A 20524-nucleotide genomic window follows, 5' to 3' on the forward strand; every position below is an offset into this window, starting at 1 on the left:
TGCTCTACCCGTGGGAGCGGGCGAGCCCGCGAAGGGCCGCAAAGCGGCCCCTCGACTATTGGCTCACTTGCCCAGCCACTCGACCAGCGTACGGTTGAACCGCACTGGCTCCTCGATCTGCGGCGCATGCCCCATGCCTTCAAAGGTAATCAGCTCACCCTTGGGAATCAGCTTGGCCACATGTGGCCCCAGCACTGCATACTTGCCCAGCTTCGCTTTCACCTCCGGCGGCGCGATATCACTGCCGATGGCCGTGGTGTCCTGGTCACCGATCAGCAGCAGGGTGGGCATCTGCAGGTCCTTGAACTCGTGGTACACCGGCTGGGTGAAGATCATGTCGTAGATCAGCGCCGAGTTCCACGCCACTGCTTCATGCCCCGGCCCCTTGTTCAGGCCCACCAGCATCTGCACCCAGCGCTCGTACTCCGGCTTCCAGCGCCCGGCGTAGTAGGTCTTGCGCTCATACTCGCGCACGCCGTTGGCATCCAGCTTGAGCTCGCGCGCATACCACTGGTCCACCGTGCGGTAGGGCACGCCCAGGGCTTTCCAGTCTTCCAGCCCGATGGGGTTGACCATCGCCAGGCGCTCCACCTGCTGCGGGTACATCAGCGCATAGCGGGTGGCGAGCATGCCGCCGGTGGAGTGGCCGAGCACGATGCTTTGCTTCACGCCCAGCTGTTCGAGCAAGGCATGGGTATTGCTCGCCAGTTGCTGGAAGCTGTACTGGTAGTAGGCTGGCTTGCTGGAGCTGCAGAAGCCGACCTGGTCGGGGGCGATGACCCGGTAGCCAGCCTTGCTCAGGGCGTCGATGGTGGTTTCCCAAGTGGCGGCGCAGAAGTTCTTGCCATGCATCAGCACCACGCTGTGACCGTTGGCCTGGCCCTGGGCGGGCACGTCCATGTAGCCCATCTGCAGGGCCTGACCCTGGGACTTGAAGTCGAAATGCTTGAGTGGATGCGGGTAGCTGAAGCCTTCCAACTGAGGACCGTAGGTGGGCGATTCGGCGGCGATGGCCGAACTGCCGGCGAGGCAGGCCAGGGCCAGGGCGGTTGCGCGCAGCATGGGGGCACTCCGTGTAGGGCCATGTAGGAAGGGGCGACTGTAGCAGTCAGTGGACCACGCGGAACGTGAAAGGTGTTACCAGGTGTGAAACCAGCCCAGGGTAATCATCGCCAGCACCCCATAGCGGCCGGCCTTGGCCAGGGTCACCAGCAGCAGGAAGCGCCAGAACGGCTCACGCATGATGCCGGCGATCAGCGTCAGCGGGTCGCCGATCACTGGCATCCAGCTGAGCAGCAGCGACCATTGCCCCCAGCGCTGGTAGCGCTGTTGCGCGCGTTCCAGTTGAGCAGGGTTGAACGGGAACCAGCGCTTGTCACGCAGGTGCTCGATGGCCCGGCCCAGCACCCAGTTGACCACCGAGCCCAGCACATTGCCCAGGGTCGCCACCAGCAGCAGGGTGGCCCAGGCCTCGGGCTGGCGCAGCAAAAGGCCGACCAGCACGGCCTCCGATTGCAGCGGTAGCAGGGTGGCGGCGCCGAAGGCGCTGAGGAACAGCGCCCACAGGCTGAGCATCAGTAGTTGGCGACCACGGTGTCCTTGCCGTCCTGGGTCACGCCGATGACCTGGTAGGCATCCTTGTGGTCACCCATTTCCATGCCGGGCGAGCCCATGGGCATGCCCGGCACGGCCAGGCCCTTGAGGTCGTTGCGCTTGGCCAACAGGCGCACCTGCTCGGCCGGCACATGGCCTTCGACGAACTTGCCATCGATCACCCCGGTATGGCACGACGCCAGGCGTGGCGCCACGCCCAGGCGTTGCTTCACCTCGCTCATGTTCGGCTCGACATGGTCGTTGACGGTGAAGCCGTTGTCGCGCAGGTGGCTGATCCAGGCCTTGCAGCAGCCACAGTTGGGGTCGCGGTAGACGTCGATGGTCTCGGCAGCCTGGGCCAGGCCGGTGATGGCCAGCAGGCCCAGGGGCAGCAGGTGTTTACGCAGCATCATGAAACACTCCTTCAAAAACGTGGGCGGATACCGGCGACCAGGCCTGTGCCTTGCTCGTGCCCGGTGTCGTTGCGGCCCCAGGGGCGGTCCGGTATCCAGCGGTTGGCCAGCAGCATAGCGCAAGCGGCCTTCAGGCGCAGCGCGGCCTGTTGCCCTTCACCAGCGTTGCCAGGCAGCCAGTCTACCTGCCAGGTACTGGTTCCGGATGCCGGCCTGTCATAACGCTGGCTAACGTGCGGCACACCTATCTGAGAGCCTGCTTGATCATGACCCTACCACTGGACTGCCTGTTGTACTCCAAGACCAATCTGATCGGCATCGGACCAAACCTGTCCGACGAGGAACGCCTGGACGTGCAAACGTTGCTGGACCATGCCGATGAGTTCGCAAGCCGCTTTCTCGACCGGGACGAACTATGGAAAAGCTGGTTCGACCGCTTCCGCAATCGCCTGGAGAAACATGGCTGCGTAAGGACGGCCGCCCTGGAGTTACCGCCCCAGGTCATCAGGGACCATGACGATTTCGATACCAGGCTCGAGCCCATCGGCACAGGCAGCACACCGACGCTGTTGGCCCAACTGGCGCGCGCATCCATGCAGGAACTGCGAATCAGTGCACACGCCAGCAAGTTCCTGCAGTCGGGTTGGCAGAACGACGTCGCCTCATCCTTTCTGATCACACCCTGCCAGAAGGACGAGGAGGGCCAGATCCATCTGGCGGTCTACTCGTTTCGCTTCAATGGCACCGTGGAGATGCGCGACTTCGGATTCTGGAGCGAGACCCAGCGTGACATCGTCGTGTGGAACACCGGCACTGTTTATCGTTTTGACGTGGAACGTTTTGCCGGTTTCCGTCAGCAGATTCGTAAAGAGTTGGGCGACCGACGGCTTGGTGCCGTTACCAGGATTGAACTCTAGTCACCTCGCTCAAGCTGGCAGGTCACGCATCAACAGGCCATATGCCAACGGCACCTGCTCGGGAACAGGAAGGTAGATGGTGTGGCCATCGCCTGGGGCGACCTGAAGCGGTTGCTGCTGGCCGTTGCTCATGTGCTCGAGATCGAAGTGGTAGTTGCCGCGCGGGGTCATCAGTTCCAGGTGGTCGCCCACGGCGAAGCGATTCTTCACCTTGACCTCGGCCAGGCCGTCGACGCGTGCCCCGGTGAGCTCGCCAACGAACTGCTGGCGCTCGGACACCGAGTTACCGCGCTGGTAGTTCTGGTATTCGTCGTGCACATGGCGGCGCAAGAAGCCTTCGGTGTAACCGCGTTGGGCCAAGGATTCGAGGTTGTCCATCAGCGAGCGGTCGAATGGTCGCCCGGCCACCGCATCGTCGATCGCCTGGCGGTACGACTGCACGGCGCGGGCGCAGTAGAAGTGCGACTTGGTACGGCCTTCGATCTTCAGCGAGTGCACGCCCATGGCGGCCAGGCGCCCGACGTGCTGGATGGCGCGCAGGTCCTTGGCATTCATGATGTAGGTGCCGTGCTCGTCTTCGAACGCCGGCATTTCGGTGCCGGGGCGGTTGCTTTCCTGCAGCAGGAATACCTGCTCGGTCGGTGCACCCAGGCCCAGGGTCGGCTGCACTTCGCGCACGATGTCGCCGGTGGCGTTCTCGGTGGCCGGTGTGGCGTCGTACTTCCAGCGGCACGCGTTGGTGCAGGTGCCCTGGTTGGCATCGCGCTTGTTGAGGTAGCCCGACAGCAGGCAACGGCCGGAGTAGGCCATGCACAGGGCACCGTGGACAAACACCTCCAGCTCCATGCCCGGCACCTGCTGGCGGATTTCCTCGATCTCTTCGAGCGACAGTTCGCGCGACAGGATTACCCGGCTCAGGCCCAGTTGCTGCCAGAATTGCACGCTGGCCCAGTTGACCGTGTTGGCCTGCACCGACAGGTGCACCGGCATCTGCGGAAAATGCTGGCGTACCAGCATTATCAGGCCTGGGTCGGACATGATCAGCGCGTCCGGTGCCATCTCGATCACCGGCGCCAGGTCCTTGAGGAAGGTCTTGAGCTTGGCATTGTGCGGGGCAATGTTGACCACCACGTAGAAGCGTTTGCCCAAGGCATGCGCCTCCTGGATGCCCAGGGCCAGGTTGGCATGGTCGAACTCGTTGTTGCGCACCCGCAAGCTGTAGCGTGGCTGGCCGGCGTAGACCGCGTCGGCGCCATAGGCGAAGGCGTAGCGCATGGTCTTGAGGGTGCCGGCGGGGGCCAGCAGTTCGGGCTTGGCGATAGGGGTCATGTGCGCACCGGAGCAAAAGGCGCGGATGCTAGGGCTGGCAGATACGGCGCGTATTGATTTGCATCAAGGAAATGGCGGCACTTTTGCCAAGGCGCGGTGCACTAATAACGCATAAGCCATGCGAGGACCCGCGATGAACCAGACCGCCCTGCAGAACAAAGCCCTGGCAGTACTGCTGGCGCTGGTGACCATTGCCTTCATCTGGATCCTGCTGCCGTACTACGGTGCGATCTTCTGGGCGGTGATACTCGGCATCCTGTTCGCCCCGCTGCAGCGCCACCTGCTGCTGCGTTTCGGCCGAAGGCGCAACCTGGCTGCGGCGGCCACCTTGCTGGTGTGCCTGCTGGTGGCGATCCTGCCGGTGATCATCACCAGCGCGCTGCTGGTGCAGGAGGGAGCCGCCCTGTACCAGCGCATCGAGCACGGGGAGCTGGATATTGCCGGCTATGTCGAGCGCGGCAAGGACATGCTTCCGGCGTTTGCCCAGCGGGGGCTGGACAGCATGGGCATGGGCAATCTCGACGGGCTGCGCGACAAGATCACCAAATGGGCCACCCAAGGCAGCCAGGTGCTGGCCAGCCAGGCGTTCAACTTTGGGCAGGGCACGTTCGAGTTCGTGATCAGCTTCGGCATCATGATGTACCTGTTGTTCTTCTTCCTGCGCGAAGGCGCGGAGGTCGCCCGCCAGGTGCGTCTGGCAGTGCCGCTGCCCGAACACCAGAAGCGCCGTTTGCAACTGAAGTTCAACCGTGTGGTGCGGGCGACGGTAAAAGGCAACGTGCTGGTGGCCATTACCCAGGGGGCGCTGGGCGGTTTCATTTTCTGGGTGCTGGATATCCCGAGTGCGCTGGTATGGGCGGTGCTGATGGCGTTTCTGTCGCTGTTGCCGGCGGTGGGGGCGGGGATCGTGTGGGCACCGGTGGCGGCGTATTTCCTGCTGACCGGTGCGATTTTGTCGGGGGTGATCCTCACCGCGTTCGGCGTGCTGGTGATCGGCCTGGTAGACAACTTGTTGCGGCCGATCCTGGTGGGCAAGGACACGCGCATGCCGGACTACCTGATTCTGGTGTCGACGCTGGGCGGGCTGGCGGTGTTCGGGCTCAACGGCTTCGTGATCGGGCCGTTGATCGCGGCGCTGTTCGTGTCGAGCTGGGCGATCTTCGCGGCAACCAAACCCCGGGTGCAGTTGCCGGAGTAGGGGCGGGCCTTGCTGGGGCTGCTTTGCAGCCCATCGCCGGCAAGCCAGCTCCCACAGGTACGGCGTTGTTCTCAAGATTGTCGCTGGACCTGTGGGAGCTGGCTTGCCGGCGATGGGCCGCAACGCGGCCCCCATGGCCGGGTCAGGATGTTTGCGGCATCTCACCCTTGGCCAGGCGCCGGTTGATGTCGGCGATCACTTCGGGCAGTTCGTTGATGGTGTCGATCAGGTAGTGCGGACGGGAGCCGGCGAACAGGGCGTGGATGCGCTGGCGCTCGCTTTCCAGCTTCTCGGCGCTCAGCGCGCGGTAGCCTTCCCAGGTCAGCCCCAGGGCATTGCCCGAGCACACCAGGGCCACGGTCCACATGCCGGCACGGCGGCCTTCGAGAATGCCCGGCACGGTATCGTCGACCTTCACGCACGCCGCCACGTCGTCGATTCCCAGCGCGATCACGTTGGCCAGGGCCTGGGCCGGCCATGGGCGGCCGTTCGGGGTTTCGTCGGTGGCCACCACATGGTCGGCCACGTAGCCGTTCTGCGCGGCCAGCTCCACCACCTTGTCCATCACCACCTTCGGGTAGCCCGAGCAAGAGCCGATCTTCAGGCCGTCCTGGCGCAGCCCGGTGAGAGTGTCCAGGGCGCCGGGGATCAGCGCCGAGTGCACGGCGATCTTCTCGATCTGCAGCGGCATGAAGCGGTTGTAGATGGCGGTGACATCATCGTCGGTCGGGGTACGGCCGAACACCTTGCGGTAGCGCTCGGCAATTTCCGGCACATCGCACAGGGTGCGGATGTGGTCCCACTTGCCCATGCCCATCGGGCCACGGGCTTCTTCGATGGACACCTGCACATCGAATTCGGCAAAGGCTTCGACAAAGATCTGGGTCGGGGCGAAGGAGCCGAAGTCGACCACGGTGCCGGCCCAGTCGAGGATGGCGGCTTGCAGCTGGGTAGGGTTGCTGTAGTTCATGTGCGCTTGTTCCTGAAATTGGGTGGGCAAAGGGTCAGATGTCCAGCACTTCCATTTCCCGCAGCACCTCGGCCACGGCATTCACGGCGGCCTGCATGCCATCCGCTCCGACCACGCCGATGCAGCCGACACGGAAGGTTTCCACCTGGGTCAGCTTGCCCGGGTAGAGGATGAAGCCCTTGGCCTTGACCCGCTCGTAGAAGTCCTTGAACTGGTAGCGGGGATCGTTCGGTGCGTGGAAGGTGACGATGATCGGCGCCTGGATCTCGGCGGGCAGGAAGCTGCGCAGGCCGATGGCGGCCATGCCGTCGAGCAAAGTCTTGCAGTTGTCGGCATAGCGCCGGTTGCGTGCCGGAAGGCCTCCCTCCTCGTTGTATTGCTGCAGCGCTTCGTGCAGGGCAGCGACCACATGGGTCGGCGGGGTGAAGCGCCATTGGCCGGTCTTGGCCATGTAGGTGTGCTGGTCGTGCAGGTCCATGGCCAGCGAGTGGGCGTTGCCTTCGGCAGCGGCCAGGGCGGTTTTCTCGGCAAACACGAAGCCCATGCCAGGTACCCCTTCCAGGCATTTGCCGGAGGCGGCGATCAGCGCCTCGAAGGGGATGGCGCGGGCATCGATCGGCAGTGCGCCGAACGAGCTCATGGCGTCGATGATCAGGCGCTTGCCGTGGCCTTTGACCACTTGGGCGATCTCGGGCAGCGGGTTGAGGATACCGGTGCTGGTTTCGCAGTGGATCAGCGCGACATGGGTGATGGCCGGGTCGGCGGCCAGCAGGCGGTCGACGTCGGCGGCGGTGGTCGGCTGGTCTTCGGCGGTTTCGAAGGTGCTGTAGGCACGGCCCAGCACTTTGCAGATCTTCGCCAGGCGCTGGCCATAGGCGCCATTGATCAGCACCAGGACCTTGCCGTCACGCGGCACCAGGGTGCCGATGGCCGCTTCCACGGCGAAGGTGCCGCTGCCTTGCAGGGGCACGCAGTGGTGGCTGGCGCTGCCGTCGATGATGGCCAGCAGTTGCTCGCAGACACTGGCAGTCAGTTGGTTGAAGTCGCGGTCCCAGGAGCCCCAGTCCACCAGCATGGCTTGGCGGGTGCGGATTGATGTGGTCAGGGGACCGGGGGTCAGCAGAATCGGGGCGTTGCTCATTCCGTTATTCCTCACAAGCGGTGGGCTGAAACTACGGGGCCTAGGTTGCAATTGGCGTTGCCATCAATCAAATTGTTTGTTGTTATCCTAGCTATAAGTAAGGCCGATAAATATGAACCTGTTCCAGTTGCGTGCCTTCGATGCCGTCGCCCGTGAGGGCAGCTTCACCCGTGCCGCCGCACGCCTGTTCATCAGCCAGCCGGCAGTGACCGGGCACGTGAAGGCGCTGGAGGAGCACTACCAGATCACCTTGCTGCGGCGTACCGCGCGGCGGGTTGAGTTGACCGAAGAGGGCACCCGCCTGGCAGCCATCACCCGCGCCATGTTCGGGCTGGCCGAAGAGGCGCAGGCCATGCTCGAGGCCAACCGCCAATTGCTGACCGGGCGCCTGGAGGTGGCGGCCGATGGCCCGCACCGGGTCATGCCGATGCTGGCGCTGCTGCGCGAGCGCTACCCGGGCATTACCGTCAACCTGCGCTTGGGCAATGCCCAGGAAACTTTGGCGGCATTGCTCAGCGAACATGCCGACGTGGCCGTGCTGACCGAGATCGAGCCGCGCAAAGGCCTGCATTTGCAGAACCTGTGCGAGTCGCGGTTGTGCGCCTTGCTGCCGGCGGGGCATGCCTGGGCCAGCGGCGAAGGTGATTTGCCGCTGGCCGAGCTGCACCAGCAGATCATGGTGTTGCGCGAGCCCAGCTCCACCACCCGGCGCACCTTCGACAAGGCCTGCAGCAAGGCCGCCGTGCAACCTCGGGTGCTGCTGGAGCTGGATAGCCGCGAGGCGGTGACCGAAGCGGTGGCCTCGGAGCTGGGCATTGGCGTGGTGTCGTCCACCGAAGTGGCCAATGACCCGCGGGTAGTGGCACGGCCGCTGGCCGGTGACGGCCTGGTCAACCAGCACCTGATCGGCTGCCTGGAGCGCCGCCGTGAGCTGCGCCTGATCCAGGCGTTCCTCGGCCTGGCGGCAGGGCTGTGATGGCTGTTTTCAATGGGGCGGCCTAAGATGGCCGGCATTGAGCCGACAGGACCGTTGATGAGCGAGAAAGACACCATTTCCATGCAGCTGGTACGCGAGGCGCTGTTGCAGACCTGCCCCGCTGGCGAGCCCGATATCGGCTTGCTGGCCCGGGCGGGTATCGCCGTCGAACAGCTGCATCTGCCAGCGGCACGAGTCAGCGCCGAGTCCTATGCCCGGCTCTGGCGCCTGCTGGCGCGGCGCTGCAACGATGAGTTCTTCGCCATGGACCCGCGCGGTCTGCGCAGCGGCAGCCTGGCGTTCATGTGCCGTGCCAGCATGGGCCAGCCGACCCTGGGCGCTGGCCTGGAAACCGCGCTGGCGTTCCTGTCACTGATGCTTGAAGACCTGCAGCCAAGCCTGGTGCGCCAGCAAGGCCTGGCCGAAATCGTCATCAACGAGCCGCGTGACACACCGCGCCGCGCTTTCACCTATTTCACCTTCTGGATGATCGTGCACGGTGTGACCTGCTGGCTGGCCGGGCGGCGTATCCCGATCCTGGCCATCGATCTGCGCTGTGCCGAGCCGCCGTTCTGCGATGACTACCGGGTGATGTTTTCGGAAAACCTGCAGTTCGAGCGCCCGCGCACGCGCATGATCATCGCTGCCGAATGCCTTGAGCTGCCGCTGCGGCGCAGCGAAGAAGAACTGCAGCGTTTTCTGGCCGAGGCGCCGGGCAACATCCTGGTCAAGTACCGTGACCCGGCCAGCCTCGGGCGGCGCATTCGCACCGACTTGCTGCGCCTGGACCCGGGGCAGTGGCCCGATGGTGACAGCCTGGCGCGGCAGTTGTGCCTGTCGCCCTCTACCCTGCGCCGGCGGCTGGCCGAAGAGGGTCAGAATTACCAGGGGTTGAAGGACAGCGTGCGGCGTGAGCTGGCGATTGCCTGGCTGAGCCAGGAAGACGCAGCCATGAGCGAAATCGCCGAACGCCTGGGCTTTGCCGACAGCAGTTCGTTCTACAAGGCGTTTCGCAAGTGGTTCGGCTGCAACCCCGGGCATTACCGTGCGCTGATCCTCAAGCGCGGCAGTGGCGGCTAGGGGACCACGCCTTCCCGCTGCCGGCCGCCGCCGCTGGCAAGCATCGTGACGAGTCGATCACTGACCAGGAAATCGACGATGTCTCAACCTGCCTTGCATCCCAAGTTGCTTCACCCCGCCGAAGACTTCATCGCCCAAAGCTTGCCCGCCTGGTTGAAGGCGGCCAAGCCCAAGCAGCTTGCCAGGCTGCAACTGCGTTTCAATGCCTATCTTGCGAGTCAGCGGCAGATGGCAGGGTTCGCCGACCGCCTGCAGCCTCTGGACCGTTTTGCCAAGCAACTGTTCGAGCCTGCCTTGCGTCAGGACAGCCAGCTGAAGCTGCAGGTTGACCTGGACAAGCTGGTGTGGCGCGAAACACGCGCACGGCTGGATGTGAGAACCGGCTTGATCCCTGATTATCAACCGTACTTCGTGCGCATGCCGGCCTTGCAAAAGCTGTTGCAGAACTTCAAGGCCAACGAGTCCTTCTTCCTCGGCACCGCCTTGACCCTCCCGGGAGCCCACCAGGACGAGCAGGTGGTGAGCGAAGACATCGACCGGATTGTCAGCCTGTGCCGCCAGGTGGATGTCGGCAGCGCCTACCAGCGGCACCTGGCGCAGGTATTGACCCCTGACTATGAAAAAGCCCTGACCACCGACCGGCGCCTGGAACTGGCCGTGGCGGTCGAGATCGCGGCCATCAAGCAGCAGCTGGATCCGCAAGACCTGCTGCTGCTGCGTGTCGCGTGCAAGGATGAACACGCCGTGATCAAGGGGCCGCTGCAGCTGGAGATCGGTGCGCTTGAGGTCCTTGGCTGCCGGGTGGATGGCGCGCTGGCGGTTGAATTGATCGAGCAGTCCCGCCACCAGTCCACGTTTCCCTTCGGGGTACCTGGGCGCTTGAAAAGAGTGATCCTGTACACCCCTGACGATCAGGCGCAACCCCTGCGCGCGTTCACCAACTGGGATGAGGCGAACCGCGTCCTGGCCACGGCGATGGGCAACCAGGACTATCGGCAGGCATTCGTGCGGCGCATTGCCTTGGGTGATCGCGCCACTTGTGAGCAGGCCCTGGCCACACGCTTGCAGGATGCACAACCTGACCTGGAACCCCGCAGGGTGTTGGAAGCGGGGGACGGTTTTGCGTCGATGGCCGCCTGGCACATTCAGCGAATCAAGGCCGATGCACGTTTCCTTGCGGTGCCCACCGCCCAGGCCGATGACGCGGCTTCGGAGCAGCGCCTGGACGAGCTCAAAGGCGCCGGCCTGGTATTGCTCAACCTGGCGGGCCTGTTCGTGCCGGTCATCGGGGCTTTGCTGCTGGCGGACCTTGCCAGGCAACTGTTGACCGAAACTTTCGAGGGCGTGCGTGACTGGCAGTTGGGCCATCAGCATGAGGCCTTGACGCATATGCTTCAGGTGGCCTTCAGCGTGGCAACCACCGGTGCGGTGGTTGTCGGTGTCCATCTGGCCCGCAGCGCATTCGTCGAAACCTTGGAGCCGATTATCACCGAGGATGGCCGGCAACGGCTTTGGCGCAATGAGCTGGCGCCTTACCAGGACATTACACCACCAGTACAGCTGAAGGAGCTCGACAACGGCTTGCTCGCCGAGGGTGAGCGCCATTGGTGGCGGTTGAATGGAGCCTTGTATCGGGTAAGGCAAACCGCCAATGGCGTCTGGCGCTTGCTGCATGCCGACGGTGAGGCAGCGTTCGGGCCGGTGCTGGAACGCTGCTCTGCGCGTGGCTGGCGGCTGGCTTATGAGCGGCCACTGGAATGGCAGGGCGCCGCGCTGTTGCTCGGGCGGCTCTGGCCGGCTGCGGCCGCGATGGACGCTGTGCGGGTGGAGCAGGTGCTGAAAGTCGCGGATGTCGACGAGGCCTACCTGCGTGGCCTGCTGGTGGAGCGGCGAGCGATGCCAGTGCAGCTGCGCGATACCTTGCAGCGCTTTGCCGTGGACGCGCGCGCGCAAGCCTTTTTCAGCCGGCTGGAAGCGGGGGAGGCCGATACCGATTCCGACTTGTGGCAATGGTGCATCGAAAGGCTGCAGCTGCAGGATGAAACCGTCGAAGAACAGGCGCTGTCGATCGGTGACGCGGCAATCGAGTTGCGTGAGGCGATGCTCGAGCATTTCTCCAGGCTTTACCTGGCTGACGACCCGCTGCTGGGATTGATCCAGCGCGACTTCCCGACGCTGCCAGAAGCCTATGCCCTCGATGTGCTGGAGCAGGCCACCGAGGCTGTGCGCTTGCGCATGCAGGCAGAGTCCCGTCTGCCGCTGGCGTTGGCTGAGCAGGCGCGGGTGGCCCTGCAACTGGCGCGCCTGACCCGCATGCGCGAAGCGTTGTACCTGCAAGGCAGTTACCGGCCGGAAGTGGTGGCGCTGGCCTTTGCCCTGCTGCGTCGGCATGGCCCCGGCGCTGCCGGGTTCAACCTGGTGTTGCGTCGTGACCCGTATGCTGGGGCGGCGATGGAACGGCTGTTCGCCGAGACCGACCTTGAGCAGGACGTGGTGCTGGTCAGGCGGGAAGGGCGCTTCCAGCTCTACAACGACAGAGGCTTGCCGGATGAGCGCGAGGTCGCCGCCCCCGAGGGGCTGTTCGAGGTGCTGGCCGCTTGCCTGCCCGTGGAATACCGGGTGCGACAGGGTTGGAATGGCACCGATGCGCCGACCAGAATCCGCGAGCAGATGCAGGCCTGGCTACCCGGTGACCGGCAGGCCCTGCTGCGCCTGCTCGGCTGGCGGGAGGCAAGGCCCATGGCATCGCCCATGCAGCGTTTGGCCGATGGCCGAGCGGGCTATCCACTGGGTGGCTGCCAGTCGTGCATCGGCTCGCCGGAGCGTGTGGTGCGGCAGCGGGTGCGGGCCTTGTACCCCGGTATCGGGGATGTCGGCGTCGATCGCTATGTCCAGAGCCTGTTGGACATGCGCGGGGGCCTGTTCGAGAACCTGCTGCGTGTCGAGCAGGAATACCGCCGCCTGGATGACAGCTTGCAGGCCTGGGTTGCAGAGGTGGCGGGCAGCGCCAGCCGCGCACGCCGACGCGTCGCAGATTCGTTGCGGCGTGCCTGGCAGATGCGCAGCGACCGCGCCGTCGGGGCTATCGGCAACGATGCGGTGCTAAGCCTGAGCATCGTCGCCGTGCCGGTGGGCAGCCTGCCTGTATTGCCGATCGGGACGGACTTCTCGCACGTGTCGGAATTGACCCTGTCGGCGCTCGGTCTGGATGCCATCCCGCCGGGGTTCCTCGCCTGCTTCCCCGATCTGCTGTGCCTGGACATGAGCGACAACGCCTTGCGCGCGCTACCTGCGGGGCTGGAGCGGTTGACCGCCTTGCGCCAGTTGCTGATGCCGCGCAACCGTATTCGTATCTCGGAGCCGCAGGCCAATGTGCTGACCGACCTGGCGCTCTTGCGTTCGCTGGACCTGAGTGACAACCCGCTCGGCGACATCAGGCTACAGTTCGAGCGGCTGCCCAGCTTGCGGATCCTGCGCTTGAACCGGGTGCAGATGGCGGCGCTGCCCCGGGGCCTGGAGTGGTGTGGCCTGTTGGTGTTCGCCGACCTTCGCAACAACCAGATAGCCGAGTTGCCGGCAGCCTTGTTTCAGGCCCCGTTGCAGTTGCGCCGTGCCATGCACCTGGAGGGCAATGCGCTGCCAGTGCAGGATCTCGATCGCCTTTATGCCGCCGAACGCCTGCTGGCCACGCCCCGCCCGCAACGGCACGCCCCGGCCCGGGAACAATGGCTGCAGACCCTGGACCCAGCGGCGCGGCAGGAGCAGCAAGGGAAATGGGATGCGCTGAATGCCGAGCCCGGCAGCCTGGCTTTCTTCGAGCTGCTCAGGCAACTGACGAGCACGGCCGAATTCAGCAAGGCGCCGGCCGAACTCGGGTTCAGGGTATGGGCAATGCTGGATGCCGCCCATGCCGATACCACCACGCGCATGGCGCTGTTTGACCTGGCAGCGGAGCCCACCACCTGTGTGGACAGCGTTTCCACCGTGTTCAGCCGCCTTGAGGTGCGCATGCATGTCGAGCAGGTCACCCGCGGCGGCGACCCGATTTCGACTCGCGCGGCACGCCTGCAGTTGGCCAAGCGGCTGTTTCGCGTGCACTGGGTAGAGAAAATCGCCCGACGCGAAATCGACGCCCGCTACCAGGACGGACGTTGGAGCCGCGGGAACCATGATGAAGAGGAGGTGGAGGTCAATCTTGCCTACCTCAGCGGCTTGGCCCAGCGCCTGGACCTGTTGGGCCAACCTCGCCACATGCAGTTTGGCAGGCTGGCCAACGTGTCGCCGCTGCAACTGGAGGAGGCCTTCAAGGAAGTGCTTGAGGTGGAGGCGGGCGAGCAACGGATCGTGTTCATCAGCGAGCGTGATTTCTGGTTGCCGGTACTGCGGGCAGAGCATGCGGACGACTTCGAAAGCCTGGAAACGCAATTCTCCCTGCGGCTGGAAACACTGGACGAGCAAAGGGAGGCCTTGACCAGTGACGAGTACTGGAACCTGAGCAACGCTCTGCGCGACGAGCGCGAGCAGGCCCTGGCCAGCCTTGCCCAGCGCCTTACGCGCGAAGCGTTCATGGTGCCGTGACGGCCCTTCAGGGGCGGCACGCAGTGTGCCGCCCTGCTTCTACTGCAGGGGTTCCCTCTGCGCAAGCACCGGCAGGTTGCACACCATGCGTGGCTTTCGACAGTCATCCAGGGACCTGCCATGACCCGCGAACCACACGCCCCACAGCCCGCCTCTGCGTCTTCCAGCCACTTGCACGACGGTTTCATCGGTGACCGGTTGCCTGCCTGGCTCAAACAGGCCACGCAAAGCCAGATACGCACCTTGCGCGAAAGCCTGGAAGCCCATCATGCCACCCAGGCCCGGTTGCGCGGGATCACCCTGGCGTTGCCGTCACCGCAGCAGTTCGCCGAACGGCAATTCGCCAGTTTGTTGCGCGAGCCGCTGCCGGGCGACGTAGCGTTCTGGCAGTTGGAGTGGCTGGAGGTTTCCCATCGTTTTTCGTCCACGCCCGGCGCAGAGCCGCCATTTCCCACTTACGGGCAACGGCGTGAAAACGGCTTGCTCCGCCTGATGCGCAACTTTGCCGTCAGCAACGATTTCTACCTGGGAACCGGGTTGGTCGCGCCGGGGCAGGAACGGGTACTTTCGCGAGGCACCGATGAACTGGTCGAGGCGTGCCGCAAGCTCGATGCCGGGCGCCTGTACCAGCAGGAACTGGACCGCACATTCGATGCCGCGGCACAGCGCATCTTGTGTGAAGACAAACGCTCCGGGCTGCGCCTGGCCGTGCAGGTTGCCGCGCTGAAAGGCGAGATTACCGAGCCGGTCAAGGAGGCATTGCACGCCCTGGTGGATAAACCCGCGGATCGGCGATCTGCCAGCCTCACGGGCCACCCGGGCCTGCTCGAAGCCCTCGGTTGCCCAGTGGCAGATGGTGTGTGGATTCAACTTCGCGACAGACATGGGCAAACGCAGGGCGGCGTGCTCTACCTGCCCAGTGACCCGGTACAGGCGTTGCGACACTTCGACAGCCATGCCTCGATCAACCGCGCGCTGGTGGCCGAGCTGCGCCATGAACCCTATCGCCAGTCATTCAGCCAGTTGATCGGCCTGGATCAGCGTGCCGGGTTCATGCACAAGCTGCGGGCCCGACTGGAGGATGACCAGCCGGACCTGGAGCTCGATGGCAGCGTGCCGCAGCATGACATTTTCCAGGCGCTGGCTGCACAGCAGACAAACCGGGTGAAGCAGGATGGCCGCCTGTTGCTGGTGCCGACCGCCGATGCCGATGAAGCTGCGTCGCGTGAACGGCATGAGGCGTGGAAGGCCGCCGGCCTCGATGTGCTCAACCTCGCTGGCCTGTTCATTCCGGTGGTGGGTGGCTTGCTGCTCGGGCAACTGGTGGCCCACACCCTCTCGGAGGTTTTCGAGGGCACGCAGGACTGGTTGCGAGGCCATCAGCACGAGGCGCTGGAGCACATGCTGGGCGTTGCCGAGATACTGGCGGGCACCGCCGCGACGGTGGCGGGCGTCACCTTCGTGCGCAGCGCGTTCGTCGCGGCGCTGGAGCCGGTAAGGCTCGCCAATGGGGCGGGGCGCTTGTGGGCCGGTGACTTGGCGGTCTTTGCCTCGACACCTGGAACGGTCACCTTGGGCGCGGACGGTGCCTATGCCGATGGAGGGCGCCGCTGGATAAAGGCCGACGGAGTCTTCTACGAGGTTCACCGGCCTGACCCCGATGGTCCCTGGCGTCTGCGCCATCCCGGTCGCGAAGAGGCGTATGGCCCGGTCGTGCTGCACAATGGCGAACGTGGCTGGCGCCTGATGCACGATGAGCCGCAGCGCTGGCGCGACCCTGCGAAAATGCTCGATACCCTTTGGCCGCGCAATCAACCTTTCGATAGCCAGCAGGCGCAGCAGATCTTGCGCATGGCCGGCATCGATGAGGACGAGCTGCGCGGCCTGCTGGTGGAAAACCGGCGAACGCCCGCCAGCTTGCGGGAAACCCTCAGGGCATTCGATGCCGATGCTCGGATCGACACATTCTTTCGCGATCTGGAGCGCGACACTGTCTCCGATCAGGACTTGCAGCTGCTGGCCTGGTGCGAGGCCCGACCGGGCAGTAAAAAAGGGCGTGCCGCAGTGCTTGCGGACCGACCAAGGTCAAGCGACCTGCTGTTCGCTCGGCTGACACGCCTGCAAGAATCGTCGGAACCTTTGCTCAAGCCGCTGATGGCGCTGGGGTTGCCTGAACCCTATGCGCGCGATCTGGCCGATGGGGCAAGTCACGAGGCCCGTCAGCAGTTCGTCAACAGTGGGCAGCTGTCGCACAGGTTGGCCATCCAGGCCAGGTCATTGTGCTCGGTGGCGAAGGTGAGCAGGGCGATGGCAGGGCTTTATCTGCCGAGCGCGTATAGCGATGAAACGGGAATGCTTGTGTTGGCATTGCTGAATGTCGAGGCCATGGATGCGTTCAGCCTGGCATTGAGAAAAGCTGTTTCCGATGCCGTGGAGCTGAAGCGCATCGGTTCGGTTGCTGACGTGGTCGACCAGCGGGTGCTGGTGCGTGAGCAAGGGGTTTTTGCCCTGTACGACGGGCGAGGCCGAAAACTCGCGATGCAGCCACCTGCGTCCTCGGACGTTTTCCAGGCCGTGCTGGCCGCGCTCAAGTCGCGCAACCTGCTGGGGCGGTTGGGCCTGGCCGAGAACGCCAATGCCGAGCGCCTGCGCGAGAAGCTCATGGCGTACCTGGGTACCCATGAGGAAATAGCCCGCATGCTGGGCTGGGCGTCGACGGAGCGTTGGTTCAACCCTGGGCAGCGCCTTGCCGATGGCCGCGTCGGTTTCCTGCTCAGCGGGCGCGCGGCACTGCCCACCACACCCAGGGAACAACTGCGGGCCGGCCTGAGGCGATTCTTCCCGGGGCTGGGCGATTCGCTGGAAACGCAAGTTGACCGCTGGCTGCTGCAGAATGTGCCGGTCGCCGATGCGCTCCTGGCGCTGCAGGACGATTTTGAGCAGTTGAACCGCGCGCTCAATGGCTGGGTGTCGGCTGCGGCGAGTGACACAATGCGGGCGCGACGCCAGCTGTTCGCCGAACGATTGCTGCGTGCCTGGCAGGCGCTTGGCGACCATGTGGAGGTCGACAGTGACGGCAAGCGCCAGGGGTTGCGCCTGGTCCTGAATGACTTGCCAACCGATTCGTTGCCGGTCATGCCTGCACCTATCGATTTCTATCACGTAACCACCCTGGTACTGAGCGAGACGACCATCGGGGTGGTGAACGAGGAGTTTCTGCGGGCATTCACCTACCTGCAGGAGCTGGACCTGAGCCACAACCAGCTGTTGCGCTGCCCGCGCGGGCTTGGCTACCTGACCAACCTGCGCCGGTTGCGCCTGGGGCATAACCGCATTCGCCTGGATGCCCATGCCATCGAAGCACTGAACGGGTTGCCGCTGCTCAGCCACCTCGACCTGAGCTACAACAGCCCGCTGGGGGTGTACGAAATGCGCTTCCATCACCTGCCTCATCTGATCGAGCTGAATTTGCGCCGCTGCGGGCTCAGCGAGTGGCCCAGAGGGCTCGAGCTGTGTGGCTTCCTGCAACGAGCCGACCTGCGTGACAATTTCCTGCGGGGTGTGCCTGACGGCGTGCTGGCCATGCCGCTGGAGTTTCGCCAGCGCATCCTGATTGATGGCAACCGCCTGACCATGGCCGATTACGGCAAGCTGTATGCCTTGGAGCCGCTTCTGGAAGAGCCGCAGGAAGAGATCGGCCGAGCCTGGTGGGTCGGTTCCGACTCCGCCAGCCATGGGCGCGGCGAGCTTTGGGACCGGCTGAGCACCCGGGACGAAAACGCCCGCCTGTTCGATCTGCTGGAGCTTTTGCAAGGCTTGGCGGACTTCAGCTGGCCCAAGGCTTATCTGCTGCGCATGGGCTGGCAATGCCTGTCGATGCTGGAGACAGACGTCGAGTTCGCTCGCCAGGCGCAACTGGCGGCCGACGATGTGGTGATGGATGACAACGGTGCCATCGACCTGTTCAGCCGACTGCTGCGTCTGCATGCCGAGCGCGACGCGGCAGGCGATAGCGCCCAATCCCGTGGCCCGAGGTTGCTGGCATTGGGGCGCGCCTTGCAACGCCTGGACCGCCTTGACGAGTATGTCGAGGCCGAGCGGCAAAACCTCGAAGGCTTCGCTGAGCCTGCAGTACTGGCGACGTTGGCAATGCGCTACAGGGTGCGCTTGCGGACCAGGCTCAGGTTGCCGTTCCAGCCTGCCAGAATGCGCCTCAGGGCGGCCGCCGTAGGGTTGAGCGAGCATCGGCTGCAGGCGGCAGAGGCAGCCGTGGGAAGGGCGGACGTTCTCGATGATGTAGTGGCCGACTTGTGCACGCGCGCGTTCTGGCAGCGCTTTGTGCAACAGCACTTTGCGCAGCCGTTCAACGACCTGGAGCAGCTCGCCGGTGAGCAGCGGGCGGCACTGGCGGTACGGCGCGATGAACTGGGTGAGGCACAGTATCTGAACCAGGCACAGGCACTGGATGCGCAGCTGCAGGCCGATCGGCTGGCGTTGCAACAGCAGCTGACCCGGCACTACGTGATCAGCCTGGAGCGCGCACCGGGCTGATGGCCACCGGCCAAACCGGTCATCCAGTTTGACAACTTAGGCCATTGCCGCGACGCCAGCGCGGCGCGAACATCGTCGGACCGATGGTTCAACTCCAAAAACAAGAAACCAGGAGTCCGACGATGCGCGATTACACCGAGGCCGCTCGTGCGTTCGACCATGGCCAGGCCGCTGCGGCGGCGCTGCATGGCAACCTCGAAGCCCTCAATGCCTGTGTCGAATGTTGCGACCGCCATGCCGGTGAGGGCAAGACCGCACTGGTCTGGGAAGACCGCGAGGGCAACAGCGAGCGGTTGAGCTTCGACCAGTTGCAGGCACTGGCTGCCCGTTTCGCCAATGTGCTCGAAGCGCAAGGCGTGGGTGCGGGTGACCGGGTTGCCGGCCTGATGCCGCGTACCCCCGAGCTGCTGGTCACCATCCTCGCCACCTGGCGTCTCGGCGCGGTGTACCAGCCACTGTTCACCGCGTTCGGCCCCAAGGCCATCGAACATCGCCTGGAGCAGTCCCACGCCCGGGTGGTCGTTACCGACAGCCACAACCGCGCCAAGCTGGACGATGTGCACGCCTGCCCGACCATCATCACCGTCAATGCCCGCAATGGCGAGCTGGACTTCCAGCAGTGCCTGGACAAAGCCGCAGACAAATGCGAGCCGGTCATGCGCTCGGGCAACGACCCGTTCCTGCTGATGTTCACCTCCGGCACCACCGGCCCGGCCAAGCCACTGGAAGTGCCGCTGCGTGCCATCGTCGCGTTCCAGGGCTACATGCGCGATGCCATCGACCTGCGCCCCGAGGACAACTTCTGGAACCTGGCCGACCCGGGCTGGGCCTATGGCCTGTATTACGCGGTCACCGGCCCGCTGTCGCTGGGCCATGCCACCACCTTCTACGATGGCCCGTTCAGTGTTGAAAGCTGCGCACGGGTGATCGACAAGCTGGGCATCACCAACCTGGCCGGCTCGCCCACCGCGTACCGCCTGCTGATTGCCGCCGGGGATGACTTCTCGGCACCGATCAAGGGCCGCCTGCGGGTGGTCAGCAGTGCCGGCGAACCGCTCAACCCGGAAGTGATCCGCTGGTTCGCCGACGAACTGGGCGTGACCATCCATGACCACTACGGGCAGACCGAACTGGGCATGGTGCTGTGCAACCACCATGGCCTGCAGCACCCGGTACACCTCGGCTCGGCCGGCTTCGCCATCCCCGGCCACCGCATCGTGGTGCTGGACGAGCAGGGCAACGAACTGCCCGCCGGCCAGCCGGGCATCCTCGCGGTCGACCGCGAGCAGTCGCCGCTGTGCTGGTTCGCGGGCTACCACGGCCTGCCGACCAAAGCCTTCGTCGGCAAGTACTACCTCAGTGGCGACACCGTCGAACTGAACCAGGACGGCAGCATCAGCTTCGTCGGCCGCAGCGACGATGTGATCACCACCTCCGGCTACCGGGTCGGCCCGTTCGACGTCGAGAGCGCACTGATCGAGCACGCAGCGGTAATCGAAGCGGCGGTGATTGGCAAACCGGACCCGGAACGTACCGAGCTGATCAAGGCCTTCGTGGTGTTGGCAAGCGGTTACCAGGGCAACGCCGAGCTTGAAGAGGCTTTGCGCCAGCACGTGCGCCAGCGCCTGTACGCCCATGCCTACCCAAGGGAAATCGAATTCGTCAGCGAGCTGCCCAAGACCCCGAGCGGCAAGCTGCAACGCTTCATCCTGCGCAACCAGGAAGTCGCCAAACAACAAGCGCAACAGGCCACCCCTGCCAGCGCCTGAAAGGAACCG

Annotated in this window: 14 protein-coding genes; 7 read left to right on the plus strand and 7 right to left on the minus strand. The window is 64.7% G+C overall.

Annotation, left to right across the window (positions count from 1 at the left end):
- Positions 1-63: 63 nt before the first annotated feature.
- The 4 genes from AC2T3R_RS08610 to AC2T3R_RS08625 all read right to left on the minus strand — a co-directional run bounded on the left by AC2T3R_RS08610 (position 64) and on the right by AC2T3R_RS08625 (position 2248).
- Entirely contained in the window at positions 64-1062 is a 999-nt protein-coding gene (locus tag AC2T3R_RS08610; protein WP_486744935.1) for an alpha/beta fold hydrolase, read from the minus strand.
- 75 nt (positions 1063-1137) lie between these two features.
- Entirely contained in the window at positions 1138-1575 is a 438-nt protein-coding gene (locus tag AC2T3R_RS08615; protein ID WP_486744936.1) for a YqaA family protein, read from the minus strand.
- Complete coding sequence (locus AC2T3R_RS08620; protein WP_015269641.1) at positions 1575-2003, minus strand: DUF411 domain-containing protein; 429 nt, start codon at positions 2001-2003, stop codon at positions 1575-1577. Before AC2T3R_RS08620 ends, AC2T3R_RS08615 begins: the two co-directional genes overlap by 1 nt.
- A 14-nt stretch (positions 2004-2017) precedes the next feature.
- Positions 2018-2248, minus strand: a complete 231-nt coding sequence (locus AC2T3R_RS08625) for a hypothetical protein (RefSeq protein ID WP_410952527.1) — start codon at positions 2246-2248, stop codon at positions 2018-2020.
- 24 nt (positions 2249-2272) lie between these two features.
- Here AC2T3R_RS08625 and AC2T3R_RS08630 point away from each other — a divergent pair, with 24 nt between their 5' ends.
- On the plus strand, positions 2273-2923 hold the full coding sequence (locus tag AC2T3R_RS08630; protein WP_486744937.1) for a hypothetical protein: 651 nt from the start codon (positions 2273-2275) through the stop codon (positions 2921-2923).
- Positions 2924-2932: 9 nt separating this feature from the next.
- Here AC2T3R_RS08630 and trhP read toward each other — a convergent pair whose 3' ends face one another.
- Positions 2933-4252 (minus strand): prephenate-dependent tRNA uridine(34) hydroxylase TrhP, encoded by a 1320-nt coding sequence (gene trhP, locus AC2T3R_RS08635; RefSeq protein WP_039614166.1) that lies wholly within the window; start codon positions 4250-4252, stop codon positions 2933-2935.
- 133 nt (positions 4253-4385) lie between these two features.
- Here trhP and AC2T3R_RS08640 point away from each other — a divergent pair, with 133 nt between their 5' ends.
- The gene (locus AC2T3R_RS08640; protein WP_025338369.1) at positions 4386-5450 is read left to right on the plus strand and encodes an AI-2E family transporter; all 1065 of its coding nucleotides are present in this window, start codon (positions 4386-4388) and stop codon (positions 5448-5450) included.
- A gap of 142 nt (positions 5451-5592) precedes the next feature.
- Here AC2T3R_RS08640 and phnX read toward each other — a convergent pair whose 3' ends face one another.
- On the minus strand, positions 5593-6420 hold the full coding sequence (gene phnX / locus AC2T3R_RS08645; RefSeq protein ID WP_015269646.1) for a phosphonoacetaldehyde hydrolase: 828 nt from the start codon (positions 6418-6420) through the stop codon (positions 5593-5595).
- 34 nt (positions 6421-6454) lie between these two features.
- Entirely contained in the window at positions 6455-7561 is a 1107-nt protein-coding gene (locus AC2T3R_RS08650; protein WP_410952525.1) for a 2-aminoethylphosphonate--pyruvate transaminase, read from the minus strand.
- A gap of 112 nt (positions 7562-7673) precedes the next feature.
- Here AC2T3R_RS08650 and AC2T3R_RS08655 point away from each other — a divergent pair, with 112 nt between their 5' ends.
- The 5 genes from AC2T3R_RS08655 to AC2T3R_RS08675 all read left to right on the plus strand — a co-directional run bounded on the left by AC2T3R_RS08655 (position 7674) and on the right by AC2T3R_RS08675 (position 20515).
- Positions 7674-8537 carry a LysR substrate-binding domain-containing protein gene (locus AC2T3R_RS08655; RefSeq protein ID WP_015269648.1) on the plus strand — a complete coding sequence of 288 codons (864 nt, stop codon included), beginning with the start codon at positions 7674-7676 and terminating at the stop codon, positions 8535-8537.
- A gap of 57 nt (positions 8538-8594) precedes the next feature.
- Positions 8595-9617 carry an AraC family transcriptional regulator gene (locus AC2T3R_RS08660; RefSeq protein ID WP_015269649.1) on the plus strand — a complete coding sequence of 341 codons (1023 nt, stop codon included), beginning with the start codon at positions 8595-8597 and terminating at the stop codon, positions 9615-9617.
- Positions 9618-9695: 78 nt separating this feature from the next.
- Positions 9696-14195, plus strand: coding sequence for an NEL-type E3 ubiquitin ligase domain-containing protein (locus tag AC2T3R_RS08665; RefSeq protein ID WP_410952524.1), 4500 nt, complete (start codon positions 9696-9698; stop codon positions 14193-14195).
- Positions 14196-14315: 120 nt separating this feature from the next.
- Positions 14316-18746, plus strand: coding sequence for a dermonecrotic toxin domain-containing protein (locus AC2T3R_RS08670; RefSeq protein WP_410952523.1), 4431 nt, complete (start codon positions 14316-14318; stop codon positions 18744-18746).
- 122 nt (positions 18747-18868) lie between these two features.
- A complete protein-coding gene (locus AC2T3R_RS08675; RefSeq protein ID WP_410952522.1) occupies positions 18869-20515 on the plus strand; it encodes an acyl-CoA synthetase in 1647 nt (548 codons plus the stop codon).
- The last annotated feature ends 9 nt before the right edge of the window (positions 20516-20524 follow it).

Source organism: Pseudomonas sp. PVC-5-1 (assembly GCF_057444345.1).